The following is a 23661-nucleotide window of genomic DNA, read 5'->3' as shown; positions in this document are numbered from 1 at the left end:
GCGCAGACGACGAACGGCGGGATGCTCCAGAGCGTCCCGCCGTTCTCTGTCTTCCGGGATCAATCCGGGACGACGACGGGCGCGAAGCCGGCCTGCCGCAGCGTCTCCAGAGCGAGTTCGGTGTGCTCCGGGCCGCGGGTCTCGATCGAGAGCTGCAGGATCATGTCGCTGATCTGCAGACCATGCCCGTGACGGGTGTGCAGCACCTCCATGACGTTGGCGCCGGCCTGCGCGAGCAGATCGGACACCTTCGCGAGCTGACCCGGTCGGTCGGGAAGCGGGATGCGCACCGTCGCGTACCGGCCGGATGCCGCGAGCCCATGCGCCACGACCCGCTGCAGCAGCATCGGATCGATGTTGCCGCCGGAGAGGATCGGCACGGTCACCCCTGTGCCGCGCACCTTGCCGGCGAGGATCGCGGCGACTCCCACGGCGCCGGCCGGCTCGACGACGACCTTGGCGTGCTCGAGCAGCGCAAGAAGAGCGCGGGCGATGTCGTCCTCGGTGACCGTCACGACTTCGTCGACGAGCTCGCGGATGATCTCGAACGGCACGTCCCCCGGTTTGGCGACCAGGATGCCGTCGGCGATCGTCGGGTGCGTCTGGATCTCCACGGGGCTGCCGGCCTGCAGGGACGGCGGCACCGCGGCTGCGTTCTCGGCCTGCACGCCGATGACGCGCACGGTGCGTCCGGCAGCGGCAGCGGCTGCCTTCACCGCAGCGGCGACGCCGGCGATGAGTCCGCCTCCGCCGATGCCCATGATCACCGTGTCGACGTCGGGGACGTCCTGGATCACCTCGAGGCCGAGCGTGCCCTGTCCCACGACGATGTCGCGGTGGTCGAACGGGTGGATCAGCACCGCCCCGGTGCGCTCGGCGAACTCCGCGGCGAGTCGCAGCGACGTCGCCACCGTCTCGCCCTCGAGCACGACCTCAGCGCCGTAGCCTCGCGTGGCGAGCAGCTTGGGCACGGGTACGCCGAGCGGCATGAAGATCGTCGCCGGGATCCCGAGCATCTGGGCCGCGAGCGCCACGCCCTGCGCGTGGTTTCCGGCGGAGGCCGCGACCACTCCCCTGGCGCGCTCCTCCTCCGTCAGACGCGACAGACGATAGGTGGCCCCGCGGATCTTGAACGACCCGGTCCGCTGCAGGTTCTCCATCTTGAGCATGACCGGCGAACCGAGGACCTCCCCGAGCGCGCGCGACAGCTCGGTCGGCGTGCGGGAGATCACCCCCGCGAGGCTCTCCGCCGCGGCGGTGAACTCGGCAAGGCTCGGGATGGCGGCGACGCTGGGGACTGCGGTCATCGATTCCTCCTCTGCCGCTCGCGCGGCACTGTGCTCCAGATGAGATCTTCGGGGGCCGGCTCACGCCCCGTGCGCCACGCGCCCGAGCTGATGGTGACGGCCGCGACGTTGACGAATGCGGCGAGCGGAACCGCGAAGAGGGCTCCGGGGATCCCGGCGATCATCGCTCCGCCGGCCACCACGAGCACCACAGCCAAGGGGTGCACCTTGACCGCCGAGCCCATCAGGATGGGCTGCAGGATGTGCCCCTCGAGCTGCTGCACCAGCAGAACCACGCCGAGCATGAGCAATCCGATCACCGGTCCGTTGTAGACCAGCGCGAGGAACACCGCCACGGCTCCTGTGACGACGGCGCCGACGATCGGCACGAACGAGCCGAGGAACACGAGCACGGCCACGGGAATGGGCATGGGCACGCCGAGCAGGGCGGCGCCGACGCCGATGCCGACGGCGTCGATGCCGGCGACGAACATCTGCGTGCGCGCGTAGTTGACGACGGTGGCCCAGCCGTTGCGCGCTCCGGCGTCGGCCGCCGGCCGGGCGGCGCGCGGGAACAGCTTGAGCGTCCAGCGCCAGATGCCTGCCCCGTCGGCGAGCAGGCAGATGAGGATGAACAGCGCGAGCAGCGTGCCGGTGAGGATGTGGGCAGCCGTGCCGGTGACCGCGAGCGCGCCGTTCAGCAGCAGATCGGCCTGCTCGTCGAGCAGGCCGATGCCCTGCTGGATGTACGCGTCGATCTGCTGTTCGGTGAGCTGCAGCGGGCCGTCGAGCAGGAAGGCGCGCACCTGCTGGATGGCATCCATGGTCTTGGCCTGCACGTCGGGCAGCTGCGCCCGCACCTGCCACACCACCAGCCACAGCAGTCCCGTGACGACCGCGATCGTTCCGAGGACCGTGACCGCGATCGCCAGCCAGCGGGGGAAGCGAGCGCGAAGCATGAGCTGGAAACCGGGCCACAGCAGCGCGGTGATGAGGATGGCGACCATCAGGGGGATGACCAGCAGCTTGAGCAGCATCACCAGCCAGATGAACAGCGCGATCAGGCCGGCGATCACCAGCAGTCGCCAGGCGTATGCAGCTGTGACGCGGACCGGGGCCGGCACCTTGTCGTCGGCCGAGGTGGTCACTGTGCGGTCGAGCACGGGTGGCTCATATCGGAACGGATTGCGGAACCTCGGCCTGGGGTCGTCGCTCATTGTGCAATTCTACGTACGGCCCGAATCGCGCTCGCACCTGATGTCGGCAGGTGCGGCTACTCTGGCGCGGTGACCGCTCGACCCTCGCACACCCTCAGCGCCGCCGAGGCGCGCCGGATGACGCTGGCGGCGCAGGGGTTCTCTCGACGCCGACCGGATGCCGTGGCCGCCCGCCACCTGCATCGGACGATGTCGCAGCTGGGCGTGCTGCAGATCGACTCGGTCAACGTGTTCGCGCGCTCCCACTACATGCCGATGTTCTCGCGGCTGGGTTCGTACGACCCCGCTCTGCTGGATCGCACTTTCGTGTCGCAAACGACGCACTATGTGGAGTACCTCGCGCATGAGGCGACGTTCATGCCGGTCGCGGACTGGGCGCTGTGGGGCTTCCGCATGCAGGAGTGGCGTGAGCGGGCGGAGCGACCGGGCGCATGGGGCCACGTGCACAGCCGCACCCTCGACTGGGTGCGCGACGAGCTGCGCGCCCGGGGTCCGCTGCGACCCGCGGACCTGCGCGACGACGCGCCACGCGAGCGCGGCTCGTGGTGGGACTGGGACGACGCGAAGATCGCGCTCGAGCACCTGTGGCGCCGCGGAGAGGTGGCGATCGCTGGCCGGATGGGGTTCGAACGGCGCTACGGTCTGGCGGCGCAGATCATCCCGTCGGCCATCCATGACACCGTGCTCCCCCGCGCTGACGCGGTGCGCGAGCTGGTGCGGCGCGCGGCGCGATCATACGGCGTCGCGACCGTCGGCGATCTGAACGACTACTACCGCCTGCGCGATCAGTCCGCCGTGCGTGCGGCGGTGGGCGAGTTGGAAGACGTGGGCGAGCTGGAGCCGGTCTCCGTTCGAGGATGGGAGCGCGGGGGAAAGCCGATCGCGGCCTGGCGCCACCGCGACGCGACGCTGCCCCGCCGCATCGATCGAGCAGCGCTGCTGACCCCGTTCGACCCGGTGGTGTGGTTCCGGGATCGCGCTCTTCGGGTGTTCGACTTCGACTACCGGATCGAGATCTACGTGCCGGCCGACCGCCGACGGTACGGCTACTACTCCCTGCCGATGCTCGTCGGCGACCGCGTCGTCGGGCGCGCCGATCTGAAGGCCGACCGGGCCGCGTCGACACTGCGCGTGCAGTCAGCGTGGTGGGAGCAGCACGCCCGGCCCGATGTGGACGCAGCGCGCATCGCCGAGGAGCTGGTGAGCGCAGCGGCCTGGCAGGGTCTCGAGCGGATCAGCGTGTCCGGCTGGGGTGACGCGGCGGACGACCTGGCCCGCGCCCTGCACGGCCCCGAGACCTCCGTCGAACGTCACGTGCACCCGCGGGAATGACGAACGCCCTGTCGGATGACAGGGCGTTCGATCGCAGATGTCAGAACTGCACGCGCGGCGGTTCGGAGATCGCGCCGTCGTCGTTCACCTCGAAGAACTCGCGCTCGGTGAAGCCGAGGCCGCGAGCGAAGAGGTTGTTCGGGAAGACCTTGATCTTGGTGTTCAGCTCGCGCACGCCGCCGTTGTAGAAGCGACGCGCGGCCTGCACCTTGTCTTCGGTGTCGACGAGCGAGTGCTGCAGCTGCAGGTAGTTCTGGCTGGCCTGCAGCTGCGGATATGCCTCGGCGACCGCGAACAGGCTGCGCAGCGCCTGCTGCAGGTGCCCCTCGGCGACGCCGGCCTCGGCCGGCCCGGAGGCGGCGAGTGTCTCGGCACGCGCTCGGGTCACGCCCTCGAAGACCTCTTTCTCATGCGCGGCGTAGCCGCGCACCGTCTCGATGAGGTTGGGGATGAGGTCGGCTCGGCGCTTGAGCTGCACGGAGATCCCACTCCAGGCCTCGTCGACGCGCACCTTCAGCTGCACCAGCGAGTTGTACGTCGACCACAGATAGATGCCGACGAGCAGCAGCACTCCGACGACGATCAGTACCGGCCACAGCCATTCCATGCACAGCCCCCTCTTGAACCGACATCCATCCTATGCGCGGATCACTGCGCGTCGGCTGGACGACAGGCCGAGCTCAGGCCCCGAGGATGCGCTCGAGGTGCCGGTTGCCGAACAGCCGGTCGGGATCGAGACGGTCGCGCAGCGCGATGAAGTCGTCGAACCGCGGGTAGCGTTCGCGCAGCTGCTCGGCATTCAGGCTGTGCAGCTTGCCCCAGTGCGGGCGGCCGCCGTGCGCGAGCATGATCTGCTCGACCGCGTCGAAGTACTCGCGCGGATCGACACGCCAGTAGCGATGCACGGCGATGTAGGCGGTGTCCCGGCCGGATGCGGTCGACAGCCACAGATCGTCGGCCGCGGCGAAGCGGACCTCGACCGGGAACTCGATACGCCATCCGCGGTCGGCGATGAGCTGACGCAGCTCGCCGAACGCCGCGACGACGTTCTCGGCCGGCAGCGCGTACTCCATCTCACGGAAGCGCACGTTGCGGTGGTGGATGAGGACCCGGTGCGATCGATCCGAGCACTCCACATCGCCGGTCAGCGTGACCGCGAGCCGGTTGAACGGCGGGATCGCGGCCGGCACGAGCCGGCTCACCGCGCAGAACGCGCCGAACACGCCGTTCTCAAGGACGCTCTCGTCGAGCCAGCGCCGAAGGGCCGGGATGGGGCGGCGAGGCGCCGATTCGGGCAGGCGCGTCTGTGTCTTCGTCAGTGCGACGTCGGTGTGCGGATGCCAGTAGAACTCGAAATGATCGGCATCCGCCACCCGCTCGCGCAGCGAGCCGAGAGTCTCGTCGAGGGGCACAGGCGCGTCGAGCGCATGCATGACGAACGCGGGCACGCACTGCAGCGTGACCTCGACGACGATGCCCAGAGCCCCCAGGCCCACGACCGCTCCGGCGAGCAGCTCGCTGTTGTGATCCTGATCGATGCGCATGAACTCGCCTGCCGCGGTGACCAGAGTGAGGCCTCGCACCTGCGTGGCGATGCCGCCGAAGCGAGCGCCCGTGCCGTGGGTGCCGGTCGAGATCGCGCCGCTGATCGACTGCCGGTCGATGTCGCCGAGGTTCTGCATCGCCAGCCCGTATGGCTTCAGCAGTGCGGGGATGCGATGCAGGCACGTGCCTGCGAGCAGCGTCACGCGACCGGTCTGCGGGTCGGCGGAGACCAGCCCCTGCAGGTCGTCGAACTCGAGCAGCACTCCGGGGGCCGCGGCGATCCCGGTGAAGCTGTGCCCTGCGCCGACGGCCTTGACGGTGAGCCCCTGAGATGCTGCCGCCACGACCGATCGCTGCACACCCTCGGGCGAGCGCGGACGCTCGACGCGCATCGGACGCACGGCCGCCGTGCGGCCCCAGTTCTGCCAGGTTCCGCCGGGTCGCGTCATAGGAAGGCCTTCCCCTCGCCACGGTAGGTGGGCAGCTCGCCGATCACGGTGCCATCCGAGACGAGATGGTACCGGTCGACGCGCTCCGCCGGCTCGCCGCTCTTCGCATGCCGGAACCAGACCCGATCGCCGACCCGCAGCTCGCGTGCGGCCGGACCCCGCAGCGGCGTCTGCACCTCGGCCGCGGCTTCTCGTCCCAGGGTGCGCAGCCCTGCCGGCCACACGGGCAGGGGCTGACGGGATGCCAGGGCCGGGCCGGATGCGATCCAGCCGCCGCCCAGCACCGTCGCGATGTCGTGCGTCGGCTTGCGGACGACGTCGAGTGCGAACGCAGCCGCGGGCGCGGGCCGGAAAGAGCGGTACCCGTCGAAGAGGTGGCCGGCGAGCAGGCCGCTGCCCGCGGTCGCCTCGGTGAGCGACTGGTCGCTGCCGGTGAACTCCAGGGAACCGGTCCCTCCGCCGTTGAGGAACTCGAGGGGCGCCACCTGGGCCATCGCGTCGGCGATCTCGGCGCGCCTGCGGCGCAGTTCGTCGCGGGAGCGCGCCTGGACCATGCGGATCACCGGGGCGTCGGGCCCTGCGGCATCCCCCTGCCCGGCGATCTGCGCTTCGTACATCTGCAGCCCCACGAGGCGGAAGCCGGGGCGGCGCACGACCTCGCGGCCGAACGCGGCGACGTCCGATGCCGAGTACAGCGGCGACCTGCGCACACCGATATGACCGAGAGACGTCGATCGCAGCGAGGCGTCGACGTCGATCGCGACCCGCACCTCCGGCCGCGTGCCGGGAGCCGCGACGGAGTCGATCAGGTCGAGGTGAGCGGTGTCGTCGATCATCAGCGTGATGCGCGACGCCGCCTGCTCATCCCCGAGCAGTCGGCGCAGGCTCGCGCGGTCGACGGTCGGGTAGCCGAGCACGATGTCGTCATGCTGCTCGGCGAGCCACAGTGCCTCGGCCAGGGTGAAGGCGAGCAGTCCGCGGTATCCCGGCAGCTCGAGCACGGCGTCGAGCACGGCGCGCACCCGTACGGACTTCGTCGCGACGCGGATCGGGATGCCTCCGGCGCGCACGAGAAGATCCATCGCGTTGTGCCGCAATGCCTCGCGGTCGATCACCGCCACCGGTGCGGGCAGGTGCGCGGTCGCCTCGGTCAGCGATGACCAGTGGCGCTTGGGGGATGACCAGAGCGCGTCGGAATCGGATGTCGGGCGCTGGCCTGCAGTGAGATCGAGCACTCCCCCACCCTAATGACCCACCTCGAGCGTCGATAGGCTGAAGGCGGGCCCCCATAGCCCAATGGCAGAGGCAGGCGTCTTAAACACGCTTCAGTCTGGGTTCGAGTCCCAGTGGGGGCACGGAGTGACCGGCTGGCGCACGAGCACAGGCGAACTCGCGAGCGCAGGAGAAATCCGCCCGATCAGGCCTACCTCCGCGTGTTCTCCTGTTCTCGGTGGGCCGTGGAGCGGCCGTGGGGACGCGTTCGAGTCGCAGCGGGGGCACGAAGAAGGGTCCGCCTGAGCTCTCGCTCTGGCGGACCCTTCTCTCAGCCTCGGGTCAGACCGTCGTCTCGACGCTCTCGGTCTTCTCGGTCTCGGTCTTCTCGGCGGCGGGCTTCTTGGCGGCCCGCCGCTTCGCGGCGGGCTTCACTTCGTCTCGCTTCGCTCCCTCAGTGCGCCGCTTCGCCGCGGTCTTCTTCGCTGCCGGCTCCTTGGCGGGCGTTGCAGCGTCGGTGTTCACCGGAGCCGGCTTCCCGGCATCCGACTTCGCAGCGTCCTTCTGCGCAGCCGGCTCGGCAGGCGCTGCTGCCGGTGCCGCCGCCGGGCGCGGACGGGCGGCGTACTCCTCGAAGGCCGCGCGCGGGTGCTGCACGGCGGCGAGGTTCGCGAAGTCGCGACCGAGCCACACGTTGTTCCACCAGCCCCAGAGCACACGCCACTTGCGCTCCCAGGTCGGCATCGCCAGACCGTGGTAGCCGCGGTGCGCGATCCAGGCGAAGAAGCCCTTGATCGCGATGTTGCCGGACTGGAAGACGCCGTCGTAGAGGCCGAGGCCGGCCACAGCGCCCAGGTTCTTGTGGAAGTAGTCCTTGGTCCCCTCCCCGCGCAGCACGGCGACGAGGTTCTTCGCGAGCAGCTTCGCCTGACGCACCGCGTGCTGGGCGTTGGGGACGCAGGTGCCGTCAGGGAGTCCGCCGGTCTTGTCGGGGACCGCCGCGATGTCGCCGGCCGCCCAGGCGCCCTCGACGGGGTTGCCCTCGGCGTCGACGACCCGCAGGTCGGCCTGCGCGGTGATGCGGCCGCGCTGCTCGGTCGGCAAGTCGCCGCCGCGCACGACAGTGGGGTTCGCCATGACTCCGGCGGTCCACACGATCAGATCGCTGGGGATGACCTCGCCCGTCGAGAGCTCGACGTTGCCGTCGACGGCGCTCGCGACCTGGGTGTCGAGGTGGATGAAGGCGCCGCGCTTGGCGAGGTCCTTCATGACCCACTTGCTGGTCTCGAGCGAGACCTCGGGCATGATGCGTCCCATGGCCTCGATGAGGTGGAAGTGCGTGTCGTCGAACGACAGCTGCGGGTACTTCGAGATCAGCGACGAGGCGAACGAGCGCAGCTCCGCGAAGGCCTCGATGCCTGCGAAGCCGCCGCCGACGACGACGACGGTCAGCAGCCGGTCGCGCTCGGGGCCCGCGGGGATCGCCGCAGCCATGTCGAAGTTCGTCAGCAGGCGGTCGCGCACCGCGACGGCCTCTTCGATCGTCTTCAGGCCGATCGCGTTGTCGGCGATGCCCGGGATCGGGAAGGTGCGCGAGACCGCGCCGCCGGTGACGACGATCTGGTCGTACGCGAACTCGTACGGCTCGCCGATCGGCGGGGTGATCGTGGCGACCTTGTTCGCGTGATCGATGCCGGTCACCCGAGCGGTGATCACGTGAGTCGTCTTGAGATGACGGCGGTGCGTGACGACGGCGTGGCGCGGCTCGATCGATCCGGCTGCGATCTCCGGCAGGAAGGGCTGGTACGTCATGTACGGCAGCGGATCCACCATCGTCACATCGGCCTCGCCCTTGCGAAGGTGCTTCTCGAGCTTCCAGGCGGTGTAGAAACCTGCGTAGCCTCCACCGACAATCAGAATGCGGGGTGCAGTGCTGTTCTGAGGCACAGGGGGACAACTCCTCGTCGTCAGGGTGTGGGAGAGCGTCTACCGCGCTCCGATCGGATGCGCCGGGCAGCTGCGGTGACGCCAAGCGCTACCAGGATACCAGGCACCGTGAGGGCCAGCAGCGGCAGGGTACCGTATCGCAGCGACTCCGAAGTCGGCAGCAGCGGGGAGACCGCTTCGAGGGACTGCTCGACGGGGGGAAGCGGCGGCACGGCGACCGGCGTCGCGGGCTGCGCCGGCGCCGGCTGCTCGGGAGCGTCGGCGCGCCGATAGACGCGGATCCACTCCTTCAGATCGCCCATCGGGTTGCTCGCGACGCGGGGAATGGATGCCGTGACCGCAGCCTCGGCGTCGAGCAGACCGAAGCCGTAGAGCGGGTCCGGCGTGCGGGCCATGTCGGGCACCGGCACCGCCGTCCTGATCAGGCGGTTGATCACGTTCGCGGCATCCAGATCCGGGTGCGCGGCGCGCACCAGCGCGGCGGCGCCGGTGACGATCGGCGCGGCACCGCTCGTGCCGTCCCATGAGCGCAGGGTGCCGTCCGCCGACACCCCGAGCAGCGACTCGCTCGGTGCCGAGATGCCGATCGTGATGCCCTGGGTGGATGCCCCCTGGCTGGCGACCCCGGTCTGGTCCACGCCGCCGACGGTCAGCACACCCGGAATCGTGGCGGGCGCGCCGATCATCGAAGTTCCGCTGCCCCGGTTGCCTGCGGCGACGATCACGACGACGTCGTGCTCGAAGGCGTAGAGGAACGCCTGGTCCCAGCTGCGGTCCCAGTCGAGGGTGTTGGTGGTGAAGGAGAGGTTGATGACGTCCGCGCCGTGGTCGACGGCCCACTTCATGGCCTCGACCACCTGGTCGACGAACGGCTTCGTCGAGGCGGAGCCGGGGAAGCCGAGCGAGACCGACAGCAGCTGCGCCTCGGGGGCGACGCCGATCATCCCGGTGCCGTCGGGGTTTCCGCGTCCGGCGGCGAGTGAGGCGACCCAGGAGCCGTGGTTGGGATCGCGCACGCCGACGGGGGTGCGCCCGTCTGCACTGCCGACGCCAGACACGTCGGTGCCGTCAGCCACCGCTCCGTCGAAGATCACCGGGGGCTTGCCGATGCCGGTGTCGATGATCGCGATCTTCACGCCCTTGCCCCTGGTCACGCTCCAGGCCTGCCGGATCCCGGCTCCGTCGAGCCAGTACTCCGACGCTCGTGCCGGGTCGTTCGGGTCGTCGGGAATGGGCAGCGCAGCCGGCGTCGGGGTCTCGGTCGTCGCCTGCACCGCAGAGGTCGGCGAGGCATCCGAGGCGGATGCAGGCACGGCCGCGAACGCCGCGGATGCCACGATCGCCGCAGTCAAGGCGACGCAACGCAGCATCCGGGGAGCGGTCATGACGCGCTGTCCGCCAGCGCAGCGCCGGGGTCGATGCATGCGCACCGCTCGGGCGACCAGGTGGAGCGCTCCAGCGCGGCATCCCCCATCGGGTTCACGCCGGGGCCAGCCGCGAGGGCATGACCGGCGAGCGCGTGCAGGCACTTCACGCGCGTCGGCATTCCTCCCGCCGAGATGCCGTCGATCTCGGGGACGTCTCCGAACTGCGCCCGGTCGGCGAGGTACGCCTCGTGAGCGCGTCCGTAGGCCGCGGCGACGTCAGCATCCTCCTCGAGCATCCGCGCCAGCTCCGGCATCACCTGCGTCGCCTCGAGGGTCGACATCGCCGCGGTCGCGGCCGGGTGCGTCAGGTAGTAGAACGTCGGGAAGGGCGTCCCGTCGTCCAGACGGGGCGCCGTCGCCACCACGGTCGGGTTGCCGCAGACGCACCGCGCGGCGATGCCGATGACGCCGCGGGCGGCACGGCCCAGCTGGTTCGAGACCACGACGATCTCTGCAGCCGTGGGCGTCGGGAAGGGAGGTGTCGTCACCTCACCAGGGTACGCGAGGGACGCTGTGACCGATGTCGCGCCTACTGGTTCGGCGCCTCGACCGCGGTCTTCGCGAGCCCCGCGGAGGTCAGGCCGCGCAGCAGCTGCGGCATCCAGTCGGCCGGGCGCTCCTTCAGCTGATCGCTGACCTCTTGCTGCTCGGGCGGCAGATCGGCGGGATCGAGATCGAAATCGATGAGGAACGGCACTTCCCCCGGCTTCACGTAGTACAGCCGCTCGCGAGCCTGCGTGGTGATGTAGGCAGGGTCGTCCCAGCGATCGCGCTGACGCTCGAGATCGGCGATCTGATCCTCGGTCACCTGCACGGAGTGCTCGAGGGCGGCGATCTTCTGCTTCTGGCCCAGGTAGGTGCCGATGGTCGGCACGAGCACCCAGGTGCCGAGCACGACGAGCGAGAGCATGATGACGGCGAAGCCCGACAGGCGGATGCCGCTCGCCCACTCGCGCACGTCGACCGTGCGGGCGCCGGACGCCCGGGTGCGAGCGGGCGCCGCAGGCACGGACGCCGAAGGAGGAGGAGCGGGTCGTCTGGCCATGCTCCTCCTCCTTCGTTCGTTCAGATCAGCGCGTGCGCTTCGGCTCAGGCCTGGAAGCGCGGGAAGGCGGATGCGCCCGCGAAGACCGCGGCGTCACCCAGCTCCTCTTCGATGCGCAGAAGCTGATTGTACTTCGCGACGCGCTCGCTGCGAGCGGGCGCACCGGTCTTGATCTGTCCCGCGTTGGTCGCCACGGCCAGGTCGGCGATCGTGGTGTCCTCGGTCTCGCCCGAACGGTGCGAGAGCATGGCGGTGTAGCCCGAGCGCTGCGCGAGGCTGACCGCGTCGAAGGTCTCGGTCAGGGTGCCGATCTGGTTGACCTTCACCAGCAGCGAGTTCGCCACGCCGCGCTTGATGCCGTCGCCGAGGCGCTCGGGGTTGGTCACGAACAGGTCGTCGCCGACGAGCTGCACCTTCGCGCCGAGGGCGTCGGTGAGCTGCTTCCAGTTGTCCCAGTCGTCCTCGGCGAGGGCGTCCTCGATGGTGACGATCGGGAAGTCGGCGACCAGGCCCTGGTAGTACTCGATCAGCTCAGGACCGCTCCAGTCCTTGTTGTCGAGGCGGTACACACCGTCGTTGAAGAACTCGGTCGCGGCCACGTCGAGGCCCAGCGCGATGTCCTTGCCGGGGGTGAAGCCGGCCTTCTCGATCGCCTTGATGAGGAACTCGAGGCCCTCGCGGTTGCTGGGCAGGTCGGGCGCGAAACCGCCCTCATCGCCGAGGCCGGTCGCGTAGCCGGCGGCCTTCAGCTCGCTGCGCAGGACGTGGTACGTCTCGACGCCCCAGCGCAGCGACTCCGAGTAGGTGTCGGCGCCGATCGGAGCGAGGAAGAACTCCTGCATGTCGATGCCGTTGTCGGCGTGCTCCCCGCCGTTGATGACGTTGAACAGCGGGACGGGCAGCAGGTGCGCGTTGGGTCCGCCCAGGTAGCGGAACAGCGGCAGGTCGGCCGAGTCGGCGGCGGCCTTCGCGACGGCGAGGCTGACGCCGAGGATGGCGTTGGCGCCCACGCGCTTCTTGTTGTCGGTGCCGTCGACCTCGTTGAGGATCTCGTCGACGATGCGCTGCTCGCTCGCCTCGACGCCCTCGATGGCGGGGCCGAGCTCGTCGATGACGGCCTCGACGGCCTTCAGGACGCCCTTTCCGCCGTAGCGGCCCTTGTCTCCGTCACGCAGCTCGTACGCCTCGAAGGCTCCGGTGGATGCGCCGGAGGGGACGGCGGCGCGCTGGACGACGCCGTCATCGAGGAGCACCTCCACCTCGACGGTCGGGTTTCCGCGCGAGTCGAGAATCTCGCGTGCGCCTACAGCCTCGATCAGTGCCACAGAAGTGCTCCTTCGAAAGGGAGGGAAGGGTGGTGGTGGAGCGACGTCGATCCGCGATTCAGTCTAGCCATGCCCGTTCGCGCCGCTCGGGCGCATGTCAGACGACGAGCGCGAGGGCGAAGCCGTCCCAGCCCTTGGCGCCCACGGTCTGCAGCGCTGTTGCGTCGAAGCGGGGATCCTCCGCGAGCATCCGGAGCGCCTCCTGCGTGCCGATGACCTTCGTGTCGGCGGTCCGCTCGTTCACGATCTCGCCGTCCCGGCCGATGTTGTCGAGGATGACCACGGTGCCCGGATGCCCGAGCTTCGCCGCCCAGTCCAGGTAGAGCGTGTTGGATTCCTTGTCGGCATCGATGAAGACGAGATCGAACCCGCCGACGAGCGTGGGCAGCACGTCCTCGCCGCGGCCGATGCGGATCTCGACGCGGTCGCCGACACCGGCTGCGGCGATGCTGGCGCGGGCGATCTCGGCGTTGTCGTGCTCGGCCTCGATGGTCACCACGCGGCCCTGCTCGCCGACGGCGCGTGCCATCCAGATGGTCGAGTACCCGCCGAGGGTGCCGATCTCGAGCACGCGACGTGCGCCGCTCATCCGCACCAGCAGGTTCAGGAGCTTGCCCGCGACCGGCGCGACCTCGATGTCGGGCATGCGGGCAGCCCTCTGCGCGGACAGCGCGCGCTCCAGCGCCGGGTCGCGCCCGACCAGCAGGTCGGAGAGATACTCGTCTGCGACGCGCCAGGCGTGCGGGGTGGATTCGACCATGCGCCCAGCCAAGCCGCCGCGCACGCCGAGGTCAAGCGGGCGGAGCGCTGCCAGGAGCCAGGGCCGGTGCGGCGAGAGCCGGCTGCCGGCGGAACTGTCCGGTGAGCAGCAGCGCGACCGCCACCAGCGCGCACGCGATCCAGCCCGAAGCGCCCAGCACGAAAGCGAGCGCGGGATCAGGACGGGTGCCTGCGGCGTACAGCAGCGTCGGCAGGCCGGCCGCCGCGTTCACGGCGCCATGCGCGAAGACCGCCGGCCACACCGACCCCGATCGCAGACGCAGCCATCCGAGCAGCACGCCCCATGCCAGGCATCCGGCCGTCATCAGCAGCACACCCGTGATGTCGGTGCGTCCGAAGTTGTAGCCGAGCAGGATGATCGGCGCGTGCCACAGCCCCCAGACCGCGCCGCTGATCAGCAGGGCGGACCACGTCCCGTACCGACGCAGGGCAGGAACGAGGAACCCGCGCCACCCGATCTCCTCGCCGAACGCGGCGACCGCGTTGACCGTGGCGGCGGCGACCGGAACCGCCAGCAGCTGCACGGCGACCAGCACGCCGAGAGGTGGAAGCGCGACAGCACCGGCGGGACCCGCTTCCAGCACTTCGGCGAACCCGGAGAAGGTGACCAGGTCGAGAGTGATCCAGCCGCACAGGGCCGCGACGGCGAGCGCGAGCACCACGACTGCGATCGTGCCGAACAGCCCGATGGCGCTCATGCCGATCACGCGCTTCACCGGGCGCAGCGGCCACATGCCCAGGAAGCGGAGTCTCTGACCGCGCGGCACGGGCCGCAGCACGAGCATCACCACGAGCAACGCGACCGCGGGCGTGTACATCATCGCCGCCAGCACCAGCCCGACGAACGGCGAGGCCAGCCCGTCGCCCAGCCAGAGCGGCAGCACCACCGCCCACGCCAGCCCGAGTGCGAGCAGCACGAACACGACGATGGCCCCGAGACTCACCTCCGGCGTCCGGTCAGTCGACTGATCTGTCATCTCGCTGCGCCTCCGCTCATTCCGCTGCTCGGTGGTCGAGGTGGGCCTGCAGGGTCGCGGCGGCCGTCTCGGCGCCGTCGACAGTGATCACGACCGCGCCCTTGCCGCGGCGACCGACCTCGAGGGCGGGTCCCGTGCGCAGCACGATACCGGTGCGACCGTCGAGGCCCACGCGCCAGCCGATTCCGCCGAACTCGGCGAACGGGTGGCACTCGATCGCGCGCACGGCGGTGATCTCGTCCAGCGGCACGTTCAGTCGAGGAAACCCGAGTGCGGAGCGGACCTTCAGCCCGTCAGCACCGGCCCGCACACGGAAGGATGCCGTCGCCGCGAGCGCGAGACCGACCAAGACGAGCACGAGCAGGGGAATCCAGGCGCTTTCGGGCGCCTGCAGCAGCATCACCGCGCCCACCCCGATCAGCACGATGCACGTGAATCCGATGATCATGACACCGGCGGGCGCCATGCTCGCCGAGCCCATCCAGACCACCCGCTCCCCCGCAGAGATGGACGGGAGACGCGTGCTCCTGAGCGTCGGCGCCGGCGTCGCCGCGATGTCGGGCTGCAGCACCCAGCCGGCGGCGAAGAACAGCAGCAGTGCGCAGAACCCGCCGATGAGAACGGGCAGCACGTTGGTCGCGTCACCGGCGTCCGTCAGGCCGCGCTGCATCCAGGTCGAGCCGGCGTTGATCACGGCGCTGAAGCCCGACAGTCCGAGCGCGAGCGCGCCGAGGAACCGAGCCGTCGCGCCCCACTGCCGCCCGGCCATGGTCAGCGTTGCCGTCGCCAGCAGCAGCGGAAGGCCGAGCCCGACGACCGCGGCGAGCCACAGGTACGTGACGGGCGGGCCGTAGCCGTCGACGCCGCCGGCGTCCCAGTGCGTCGCCGCGGGGTCGGGCATGTCGGGCATCCAGACGGCGATGAGCCCGATGGTGACCGCAGTCAGAACGGCGGGGATCACGAGACCGACGACCACGAGGGCGCGTCGGGCTCGCCGAAGGTCGACATCGGTGGCGGTGGCGGTGGCGGGCGGCGTGCCGGGCGTGGTCATGAGTCCATCTCCTTGATGAGAGCGGCCAGAGTGGCGGGGGCGACGCCGAGAGCGGCGCCGCGCCGGACGAGTGCAGTGATCTCGTCGGCGAGTTCGGCGAGCGGTGCGGCCGAGGCCGAGATCACCGCTCCGCGCCCCCGGCGCAGCTCGACGAGCCCCTCGTCGCGCAGCTCCTGATAGGCGCGGAGCGCTGTATGGACATTGACCTCGACTGCTTCGGCCAGTTCTCTCGCGGCGGGCAGTCGGTCGCCGGGAACGATCCGTCCCGCGAGCACCTCGGCGCGTACCGATGCGGCGATCTGCTCGAACAGCGGGCGAGGGCTGTCCGGGTCGATTCTGATGAGCATGCGCGCCTCCTGACGCTTACTCTATTCCGGCTATATCAACTAGGGCAAGTAGAATTACGCGCGTCACGTCGCCCGACTGCGTCACCTCACGTTCACCGCAGAATGCAAGCATGGGCGGATGCCGCTCGCTCGCCGCCTGAGTCTCACCGACGCCGTCGCGATCGGTCTGGGGTCGATGATCGGCGCCGGGGTGTTCGCCGTCTGGTCGCCTGCCCTCGGAGTCGCCGGCTCCGGCCTCCTCATCGCCCTGGGAATCGCCGCTCTCGTCGCGTTCTGCAACGCCACCTCGTCGGCGCAGCTGGCTGCCGTGCACCCGGTCGCGGGCGGCACATACGCCTACGCGCGCGCCGAGATCGGGCCCTGGTCGGGCTTCATCGCGGGGTGGTGCTTCGTGATCGGCAAGATCGCGAGCTGCGCGGCCATGGCGATGACCTTCGCCGCCTACGCCGCGCCCGAGGGCTGGCGGACGCCCGTCGCCGTGCTCGCGGTCGCCGCGCTCGCCGTCGTCAACTGCTTCGGCGTCACGCGTACGGCGCTGCTGACGCGCATCCTCGTGGTCGTCTCGCTGCTCGGACTGGCCGCGGTCGCGGCATCCGGAATCGCCGCCGCACCGGAAGCCACTCCCGCTCCCCTGCCGGATGCGACGGCCTATGGCGTGCTGCAGGGCGCGGGACTGCTGTTCTTCGCCTTCGCGGGCTACGCGCGCATCGCGACCATGGGCGAGGAGGTGATCGATCCCGCGCGAACGATCCCCCGTGCGATCGTGCTCGCTCTCGGCGGGGCAGTCGTCGTCTACGTGCTGGTGGCCGTCTCGATCATGCTGACGCTGGGAGCGGATGCCATCGGCACCGCGCATCCGCTCGCCGACGTCGCGGAGGAGGCGGGCTGGAGCTGGGCAGCGCCCGTGGTGCGCGTGGCAGGCACGACGGCGTCTCTCGGCGCACTGCTCGCCCTCATCACCGGCGTGGGACGGACGACGCTTGCGATGGCGCGCGAGTCGGATCTGCCGCGGTTCCTCGCCGTGGTCGACGAACGGTGGCAGGTGCCGCAGCGCGCGGAGATCGCGGTGGCGCTGATCGTGATCGGGATCGTGCTGGTCGCCGATCTGCGCGGCGCGATCGGCTTCTCATCGTTCGGCGTGCTGCTGTACTACCTGATCGCCAACGCCGCGGCGTTCCGTCAGCGCGCCGACGTTCGCCGGTATCCGAAGGCGCTGCAGGTGATCGGTGCGGTCGGATGCCTGGTGCTCGTCTCGACGCTGCCCGCGCTCGCCTCGCTGATCGGCACCGGCGTCGTACTGGCCGGAGTCGGATTCCGGATGCTGCGGCTGAGGCTCGCCGCGCGCTGAGGCTCGCCGCGCGCTGAGCGCTGCCACAGGGCCGGTGGCCACGCGAGCGCAGGCGAACGATCGAGCGCAGGCCGGATTCCGTGAAATCCGCCTACGCTCGTGTGTTCGCCTACCTCGGAAAAGGCGAAATCAGGCGAGCGGCTTGACCTCGGCCGTGCCCGGCTCGTCTCCGGAGCGCACCGACGCGAAACCGGTGTACCCATCGGCGGCCGAGCGCTCGAGCAGCGCCTTCATATTCTTCGCGCGGCGCTCGAGGCGCACGCGAGCGACGCCGTCGCGCAACAGCGCGGACTTGTGCGCCAGCAGCACGGCGACCGGCACGTCGGCGTCGTGCACGAGCACGACCGCCTGCGCCTGGTCGGCCTCCTGCTCGGCGACCAGGTCGACGATGCGCTCGAAGCCGATCGAGAAGCCCACCGCGGGAACCTGCTGGCCGAGGAACCGCCCGATCATGCCGTCGTAGCGTCCGCCGCCGCCGAGCGAGTAGCCCACCGAGGGGTGCGCGAGCTCGAAGATCGTGCCCGTGTAGTAGCCCATCCCACGCACGAGGAACGGGTCGTAGACGAGAGGCGGGTCCGCCTCGAGCTGGTTCCCTGCGGCCTGTCCTGAACCTGTCGAAGGGCCTGCCGAAGGGCGCGCGGCCACGACCGCCTCGCCGAGCGAGACGAGGTGCGCGACGATCTCGTCGGGCGCGCCCTCGGGCAGCGCCTTGCGAATCTGCCGCTCGCCGTAGGGGTTGTACTCGCGCGTCTGCGGGCGCTTCAGGAACGCCTCGAACGCGTCGACGGCACCGGAATTGGGTCCCTGCGGCCTGTCCTGAGCTTGTCGAGGGGCCTGCCGAAGGGCGCGCTCGCGCAGCTCCGCCGCGACGCCGTCGGGACCGATCTTGTCGAGCTTGTCGATCGTGATGAGCACGCCCGGGCGCTCGTCCTCGGTGAAGCCGAAGCTGTCGAGCATCCAATCCAGGGCGCGGCGGTCGTTGACCCGCACCATGCCGCCCTCGAGACCGAGTGCGTCGATCGTGTCGAGGGACGCGACGATCAATTCGGCCTCGGCGCGGGCGCTGTCGTCGCCCATGATGTCGATGTCGCACTGCACGAACTGGCGGTAGCGCCCCTTCTGGGGCCGCTCGGCACGCCAGACCGGTCCGATCTGGATCGCGCGGAACACCGTCGGCAGCTGCCCGCGGTTCGTCGCGTAGAAGCGCGCCAGCGGGACGGTGAGGTCGTATCGCAGGCCGAGATCGCTGAGGGCCGCCGGGTCGTCGGCTGCGGCTCGGATGCCGTCGGCGTCGAGTCCGCGGCGCAGGATGCTGTACGAGAGCTTCTCGTTGTCGCCGCCGATGCCGGCGTGCAGGCGTCCGTGCTCCTCGACCACCGGGGTCTCGATCTCGTCGAAGCCGTGCGCACGATAGCGCTCGCGGATGACGGCGAGCACGCGCTCGCGACGGGCCTTGTCAGCGGGGAGGAAGTCGCGCATGCCGCGCGGCGGGTTCACAGTTGCCACAGGTCCATCTTTCCAGGTCACGCGCAGCGGCATCGTCGCTGGCGGCCCGGCTGCGCTGCGGAAGGCGCGTTCCCTGCTTCGCGGACCTCGTGGCGCGGAGCAGAATGCCGGTCACCGCGCCGGTCGGCGCACCCGGGCCTCAGCTGCCGGATTCGGCGGCGCGGACGTCGGATTCCAGCAGCCGGAGGCGCTCACGCAGCGCGCGCTCGGCATCCCATCCCTGCTCGCGCGCCTGCGCGACCAGGGCGAGCAGCGCATCGCCCATTTCGGCTTCGGATGCGGGCCCTTCGACAGGCTCAGGGACCCAGTGGGCGGGAGGCGCGACGGCCGAACCGATGACCGAGGCAGCCCGTCCGAGAAGCTTCTGCGCTCGCGCCAGCGCGGGCATGCCCGCCGGCACACCGTCGAGCACGCTGCGACGCTCGCGCTTCTCGGCCGCCTTGGCCGCGTTCCAGTGCACGAGCACCTCGTCGGGCGTCGTCGCGACAGCATCGCTGAAGACGTGCGGATGCCGCCGCACCATCTTCTCGGTGAGCCCACGCGCCACGTCGTCGATGTCGAACGCGTCCGATGGGCTCTGCGCGGTGATCGCCGCGTGGAAGAGCACCTGCCAGAGCAGGTCACCGAGCTCTTCGCGCATCTCGTCGCGGTCGTCGCGCTCGACGGCGTCGATCAGCTCGTGCGCCTCCTCGATCAGGTACGGCACGAGGTCGCGATGGGTGATCCGCTGCGACCAGACGCATCGCTCACGCACCTGCCGCATGGTCTCCGCAGCGGCACGAAGCGCGTCGGGCTCGGTGAGCGGATCGGTCATCGGCTCACTCCACCGCGGCGGCGAGCCGGCGGTACGACCGCGCGCGGGCGGTGACGACGACGCCAGAGAGCAGCAGGGCGATCAGCGAACCGCCGAGAACGCCGAGGATCGCCTGGTCGCGGATCTCACCCTCGCCAGCGAAGGCGAGGTTCGCGAGCAGCAGCGAGACGGTGAACCCGATGCCGCCGAGGGTCCCGGCGGCGAGGATGTCGGGTAGCCGCAGCGCGGGCTCGGTGCCCTTGGGTCTGATCTGCATGCTGAGCCACCCGAACAGTCCGATGCCGATGATCTTGCCGACCGGCAGCGCGATGAGGATCCCCCAGAACGCCGGGGACAGCTCGGTCGGCGAGACCTGAGGGATGACGACGAACGCCGCGACAAAGGCGAAGACCGGCAGGATGGCACCGTTGACCGTGGGCTCGAGCGCGTGCCGGGTCTTCTCGGCTGGTGCCGGTGACATCGCGAGCCCCAGCATCACGCCGGCGATCGTGGCGTGGATTCCGGAGAGCGCCATGAAGCCCCAGGCGATGACGCCGATGACGCCCATCAGCACGGCGAGCCCCGACGACCCGTTCTTCGCGACTACTCGGCTGAGCACGGCGAACACCGCGACGCACGCGACCGCGAGAGCGAACATCAGCCAGTTCACGTCGTGCGCGAAGAGGACGGCGATGAAGATGATGCCGATGATGTCGTCGAGGATGGCGAGGGCCAGCAGGAAGACGCGCACCCCCGAGGGCAGGCCCTTCCCGAACATGGCCAGCACGCCGAGCGCGAAGGCGATGTCTGTGGCCGTCGGAATCGGCCAGCCGACGGCCGTGCCCGCTCCCGTCGCGGGCCCGGCGATCAGAAGGTAGATGGCGATCGGCACGATCACGCCGCCGGCGGCCGCGATCGCCGGCTGCACGGCCTTGCGCGGCGAATCGAGCTCGCCGTGGGTGAGTTCGTGCCGCAGCTCGATCGCGACGACGAGGAAGAAGATCGCGAGCAGTCCGTCGGCCACCCACTCCTCGATCGAGAGGTCGAGCCCTGTACCGGGGATGACGATATGCGCATGCAGCACGTCGGCGATCCCGTCGTGGGTGGCCAGATTCGCCAGCAGCAGGCCGAGAGCCGCGGCGGCGAGGAGGAGCGCCGCGGGGAACTGCTGGCCACGAAGGGGGTTGTCCGAGATACGCATCCCCTCCACTCTGTCACAGGGAACGGACGGGCCGTTCGGGCGGTTTACTCTCGAAGCATGTCGCTTGAGCCCACGAACACCGAAGCCATCCGCGTCATCACCCGATTCGAGGCCTCCCACGGCATTCCCGACGCGATGCGCGCGGATGTCCGGATGCTCGGCGGCCTGCTCGGGCAGGTGCTGCGCGAGTCGGGCAGCGTCGGGCTCTTCGAGGATGTCGAGAGGCTGCGGCTGGCCACGATCCAGGCGTCGGACGCCGACGGCGACGGGGCGGCGTTCGCCCGCGCGGCCGAGATCGCCGACTCGTTCACCATCGAGCGCGCTGACGAGGTCGCACGCGCCTTCACCTGCTACTTCCACCTCGTCAACCTGGCCGAGGAGCACCAGCGCGTGCGCATCCTGCGCGAGCGGTCCGGCCGCCCTTCGACAGGCCCTTCGGCAGGCTCAGGACAGGCCGCAGGGACCCAATCACGGGAGGCCGACACCGTCGCGACCGCCTTCGCCCAGCTGACGAAGGAGGTCGGGGAGGATGCCGCTCGCGAGCGGCTCGCCGAGCTGCGTTTCCACCCGGTCTTCACCGCTCACCCGACCGAGGCACGTCGCCGTGCGGTGTCGGGCAGCATCCGCCGCCTCTCCGATCTGCTCACCGAGCACGACGCCGCCAGCGAGGGCGGCGCCGACGAGCAGCGGGCCCGCCGCCGGATGCTCGAGGAGATCGACACGCTGTGGCGCACCGCGCCCCTGCGTGCCCAGAAGCCCACCCCGACCGACGAGGTCCGCACGGTCATGGGCGTGTTCGACGAGACGCTCTTCAGCACCGTGCCGCACGTGTACCGCCGCATCGACGACGCGCTGCGCGGTGACGAGTCCGGAGCCAGCAAGCCCGTCGTCCCCGCGTTCGTGCGCGTCGGCTCATGGGTCGGCGGCGACCGCGACGGGAACCCGTTCGTCACCGCGTCGGTGACGAGGGAGGCTGCGCAGATCGCCTCCGAGCACGTGCTGCGCGGACTGGAGCGTGCGCTGGAGCGCATCGGCCGCACTCTCACCCTCGACGCCGCCGACACCCCGCCGAGCGACGAGGTCAGCGCGATCTGGCAGCGCTTCGCCGACGGGCATCCGGAACTGGCGGATGAGATCGCGACCCGCTCCCCGTCCGAGCCGCACCGCCGCGTGATGCTCGCGCTCGTGCACCGCGTGCACGCCACCCGCACCGAGCAGGGTGCCGCCTACGGCGCCCCCGAGGAGCTGCTCGATGACCTGCGGGCGGTGCAGTCGTCGCTCGCGGATGCCGGGGCCCGCCGCCACGCGTTCGGCGGCCTGCAGCACGTGATCTGGCAGGTGGAGACCTACGGCTTCCACCTCACCGAGCTCGAGGTGCGTCAGCACTCGAAGGTGCACCGGCAGGCTCTGGAAGAGCTCGACGCCGGTGGCGAGCTCAGCGCGCAGACCGAGGAGGTGCTCGATGTGTTCCGTGCGGTCGCCGACATCCAGCGCCGTTACGGGCTTCGCGCCGCCGGGCGCTACGTCGTCTCGTTCACGCAGTCGGCGCAGGACCTCGCCAACGTGCACCGGCTCGCGACCTACGCGCTGGGCGATCAGGCTCCGGTGCTCGACGTCGTGCCGCTGTTCGAGACCTTCGCCGACCTGCAGGCGGCCCCCGCGATCCTCGCGGAGGTCGTTCAGTTCCCGCAGTTCCGTGCTCGCCTGGACGCCACCGGCGACCGGCTCGAGGTCATGCTCGGGTACTCCGATTCGTCGAAGGACGTCGGTCCGGTGGCCGCGAACCTCGCGCTCTACGAGGCGCAGCGTCAGATCGCCCTGTGGGCCAAGGAATCGGGCATCCGGCTCACCCTGTTCCACGGCCGCGGCGGCGCGCTCGGCCGCGGCGGCGGCCCTGCCAACTCGGCCATCCTCGCGCAGCCGCCGCACTCGGTGGACGGCCGCTTCAAGCTCACCGAGCAGGGCGAGGTCATCTTCGCCCGCTACGGCGAGCCGGCGATCGCGATGCGTCACATCGATCAGGTGGCCGCGGCGACGCTGCTCGCCTCCTCCCCCACCGTCGAGCAGCGCACGAGCGGCGCCGCCGAGCGCTTCGCCGATGTCGCCCAGACGATGGATGCCGCGTCGCGTGAGCGGTTCTTCTCGCTCGTCGCCGCAGACGGATTCGCGCCGTGGTTCGCGACCGTCACGCCCATGGAGGAGATCGGCCTGCTGGCCCTGGGCTCGCGTCCGGCCCGCCGTGGGCTCTCGGTCGAATCCCTCGAGGATCTGCGGGCGATCCCGTGGGTGTTCGCCTGGACGCAGGCGCGGATCAACCTCGCCGGCTGGTTCGGTCTGGGCACGGCGCTGGATGCCGTGGGCGACGAGGCCAGGCTGATCGAGGCCTACCGGGACTGGCCGCTGCTGCGCACCATGGTCGACAACGTCGCGATGAGCCTGGCGAAGACCGACGAGCGCATCGCCCGCGAGTACCTTTCGCTCGGCGACCGCGACGACCTCGCGAACATCGTGCTCGACGAGCTCGCGCTCACGCGCGACTGGGTGATCCGTCTCACCGGCGGCGACCAGCTGCTCGGGAACAAGCCCGTGCTGCAGCGCGCCGTGCAGCTGCGCACCCCGTACGTCGACGCGCTGTCGCTGCTGCAGCTGCGGGCGCTGCGCGCCCTCCGCTCCGAGACTCAAGCGATCTGGGTCCCTGAGCCTGTCGAAGGGCCCGATCTGCAGCGCCTCCTGCTGCTTTCGGTCAGCGGAGTCGCGGCGGGCCTGCAGAACACCGGGTGATAGCATCCCCTGCGACTTCTCGTCGGAGACCCTGGGGCGCTGACGCTAAAGTGAAGACCCCTGCCTGATCCGGCACCTGCCCTGAGCCTGTC

At 70.4% G+C, this 23661-nt stretch carries 20 protein-coding genes and 1 tRNA gene; 4 read left to right on the top strand and 17 right to left on the bottom strand.

Features of this window, described 5'->3' with window-relative positions:
• Positions 1-59: 59 nt before the first annotated feature.
• A complete protein-coding gene (gene ilvA, locus ACIPV2_RS02940; protein WP_400838272.1) occupies positions 60-1307 on the bottom strand; it encodes a threonine ammonia-lyase in 1248 nt (415 codons plus the stop codon).
• Positions 1304-2503, bottom strand: coding sequence for an AI-2E family transporter (locus tag ACIPV2_RS02935; RefSeq protein ID WP_400838269.1), 1200 nt, complete (start codon positions 2501-2503; stop codon positions 1304-1306). Before ACIPV2_RS02935 ends, ilvA begins: the two co-directional genes overlap by 4 nt.
• Positions 2504-2572: 69 nt before the next feature.
• Between ACIPV2_RS02935 and ACIPV2_RS02930 the strand changes: the two genes are divergently transcribed.
• Positions 2573-3835, top strand: a complete 1263-nt coding sequence (locus tag ACIPV2_RS02930; RefSeq protein WP_400838266.1) for a winged helix-turn-helix domain-containing protein — start codon at positions 2573-2575, stop codon at positions 3833-3835.
• A 40-nt stretch (positions 3836-3875) separates the two neighbouring features.
• On the opposite strand, the gene ACIPV2_RS02925 is transcribed toward ACIPV2_RS02930, so the two are convergent.
• The 3 genes from ACIPV2_RS02925 to ACIPV2_RS02915 all read right to left on the bottom strand — a co-directional run bounded on the left by ACIPV2_RS02925 (position 3876) and on the right by ACIPV2_RS02915 (position 7064).
• A complete protein-coding gene (locus ACIPV2_RS02925; protein WP_101187292.1) occupies positions 3876-4442 on the bottom strand; it encodes a LemA family protein in 567 nt (188 codons plus the stop codon).
• Between the two features lie 73 nt (positions 4443-4515).
• Entirely contained in the window at positions 4516-5829 is a 1314-nt protein-coding gene (locus ACIPV2_RS02920; protein WP_400838262.1) for a D-arabinono-1,4-lactone oxidase, read from the bottom strand.
• Positions 5826-7064 (bottom strand): amino acid deaminase/aldolase, encoded by a 1239-nt coding sequence (locus ACIPV2_RS02915; protein WP_400838259.1) that lies wholly within the window; start codon positions 7062-7064, stop codon positions 5826-5828. Before ACIPV2_RS02915 ends, ACIPV2_RS02920 begins: the two co-directional genes overlap by 4 nt.
• A 47-nt stretch (positions 7065-7111) precedes the next feature.
• Here ACIPV2_RS02915 and ACIPV2_RS02910 point away from each other — a divergent pair.
• A tRNA-Leu gene (locus ACIPV2_RS02910) sits at positions 7112-7184 on the top strand.
• A 199-nt stretch (positions 7185-7383) separates the two neighbouring features.
• Here ACIPV2_RS02910 and ACIPV2_RS02905 read toward each other — a convergent pair.
• The 9 genes from ACIPV2_RS02905 to ACIPV2_RS02865 all read right to left on the bottom strand — a co-directional run bounded on the left by ACIPV2_RS02905 (position 7384) and on the right by ACIPV2_RS02865 (position 15940).
• A complete protein-coding gene (locus ACIPV2_RS02905; protein ID WP_400838255.1) occupies positions 7384-8988 on the bottom strand; it encodes an FAD-dependent oxidoreductase in 1605 nt (534 codons plus the stop codon).
• 20 nt (positions 8989-9008) lie between these two features.
• Positions 9009-10373 carry a S8 family peptidase gene (locus ACIPV2_RS02900; RefSeq protein ID WP_400838252.1) on the bottom strand — a complete coding sequence of 455 codons (1365 nt, stop codon included), beginning with the start codon at positions 10371-10373 and terminating at the stop codon, positions 9009-9011.
• The gene (locus tag ACIPV2_RS02895; protein WP_400838249.1) at positions 10370-10903 is read right to left on the bottom strand and encodes a DUF501 domain-containing protein; all 534 of its coding nucleotides are present in this window, start codon (positions 10901-10903) and stop codon (positions 10370-10372) included. Before ACIPV2_RS02895 ends, ACIPV2_RS02900 begins: the two co-directional genes overlap by 4 nt.
• Positions 10904-10944: 41 nt before the next feature.
• Positions 10945-11460 (bottom strand): septum formation initiator family protein, encoded by a 516-nt coding sequence (locus ACIPV2_RS02890; RefSeq protein WP_101187297.1) that lies wholly within the window; start codon positions 11458-11460, stop codon positions 10945-10947.
• Between the two features lie 44 nt (positions 11461-11504).
• On the bottom strand, positions 11505-12785 hold the full coding sequence (eno, locus tag ACIPV2_RS02885) for a phosphopyruvate hydratase (RefSeq protein ID WP_101187298.1): 1281 nt from the start codon (positions 12783-12785) through the stop codon (positions 11505-11507).
• Between the two features lie 97 nt (positions 12786-12882).
• The gene (locus ACIPV2_RS02880) at positions 12883-13545 is read right to left on the bottom strand and encodes an O-methyltransferase (protein ID WP_400838246.1); all 663 of its coding nucleotides are present in this window, start codon (positions 13543-13545) and stop codon (positions 12883-12885) included.
• Between the two features lie 31 nt (positions 13546-13576).
• A complete protein-coding gene (locus ACIPV2_RS02875; RefSeq protein WP_400838243.1) occupies positions 13577-14542 on the bottom strand; it encodes a lysostaphin resistance A-like protein in 966 nt (321 codons plus the stop codon).
• Positions 14543-14558: 16 nt separating this feature from the next.
• On the bottom strand, positions 14559-15593 hold the full coding sequence (locus ACIPV2_RS02870) for a DUF1648 domain-containing protein (protein WP_400838240.1): 1035 nt from the start codon (positions 15591-15593) through the stop codon (positions 14559-14561).
• On the bottom strand, positions 15590-15940 hold the full coding sequence (locus tag ACIPV2_RS02865) for a GntR family transcriptional regulator (protein ID WP_400838237.1): 351 nt from the start codon (positions 15938-15940) through the stop codon (positions 15590-15592). The genes ACIPV2_RS02870 and ACIPV2_RS02865 overlap by 4 nt, the downstream gene beginning before the upstream one ends.
• Before the next feature lie 118 nt (positions 15941-16058).
• Here ACIPV2_RS02865 and ACIPV2_RS02860 point away from each other — a divergent pair, with 118 nt between their 5' ends.
• Positions 16059-17288 carry an APC family permease gene (locus ACIPV2_RS02860; RefSeq protein ID WP_400838234.1) on the top strand — a complete coding sequence of 410 codons (1230 nt, stop codon included), beginning with the start codon at positions 16059-16061 and terminating at the stop codon, positions 17286-17288.
• A gap of 129 nt (positions 17289-17417) precedes the next feature.
• Here the strand turns inward: ACIPV2_RS02860 and ACIPV2_RS02855 are convergent, their stop codons facing one another.
• The 3 genes from ACIPV2_RS02855 to ACIPV2_RS02845 form a co-directional block, all read right to left on the bottom strand.
• Entirely contained in the window at positions 17418-18767 is a 1350-nt protein-coding gene (locus ACIPV2_RS02855; RefSeq protein ID WP_400839891.1) for a histidine--tRNA ligase, read from the bottom strand.
• Positions 18768-18933: 166 nt separating this feature from the next.
• Positions 18934-19608 carry a MazG nucleotide pyrophosphohydrolase domain-containing protein gene (locus ACIPV2_RS02850; protein ID WP_400838231.1) on the bottom strand — a complete coding sequence of 225 codons (675 nt, stop codon included), beginning with the start codon at positions 19606-19608 and terminating at the stop codon, positions 18934-18936.
• A 4-nt stretch (positions 19609-19612) separates the two neighbouring features.
• Entirely contained in the window at positions 19613-20788 is a 1176-nt protein-coding gene (locus ACIPV2_RS02845; protein ID WP_400838228.1) for a Na+/H+ antiporter NhaA, read from the bottom strand.
• 57 nt (positions 20789-20845) lie between these two features.
• Between ACIPV2_RS02845 and ACIPV2_RS02840 the strand changes: the two genes are divergently transcribed.
• Positions 20846-23569 carry a phosphoenolpyruvate carboxylase gene (locus ACIPV2_RS02840; protein ID WP_400838225.1) on the top strand — a complete coding sequence of 908 codons (2724 nt, stop codon included), beginning with the start codon at positions 20846-20848 and terminating at the stop codon, positions 23567-23569.
• Positions 23570-23661: the final 92 nt, after the last annotated feature.

Source organism: Microbacterium sp. NPDC089987 (assembly GCF_044748505.1).
Classification (GTDB): domain Bacteria; phylum Actinomycetota; class Actinomycetes; order Actinomycetales; family Microbacteriaceae; genus Microbacterium.
Note: the sequence above shows the minus strand (reverse complement) of the source record. Positions and strands in the feature narration are given on the sequence as shown.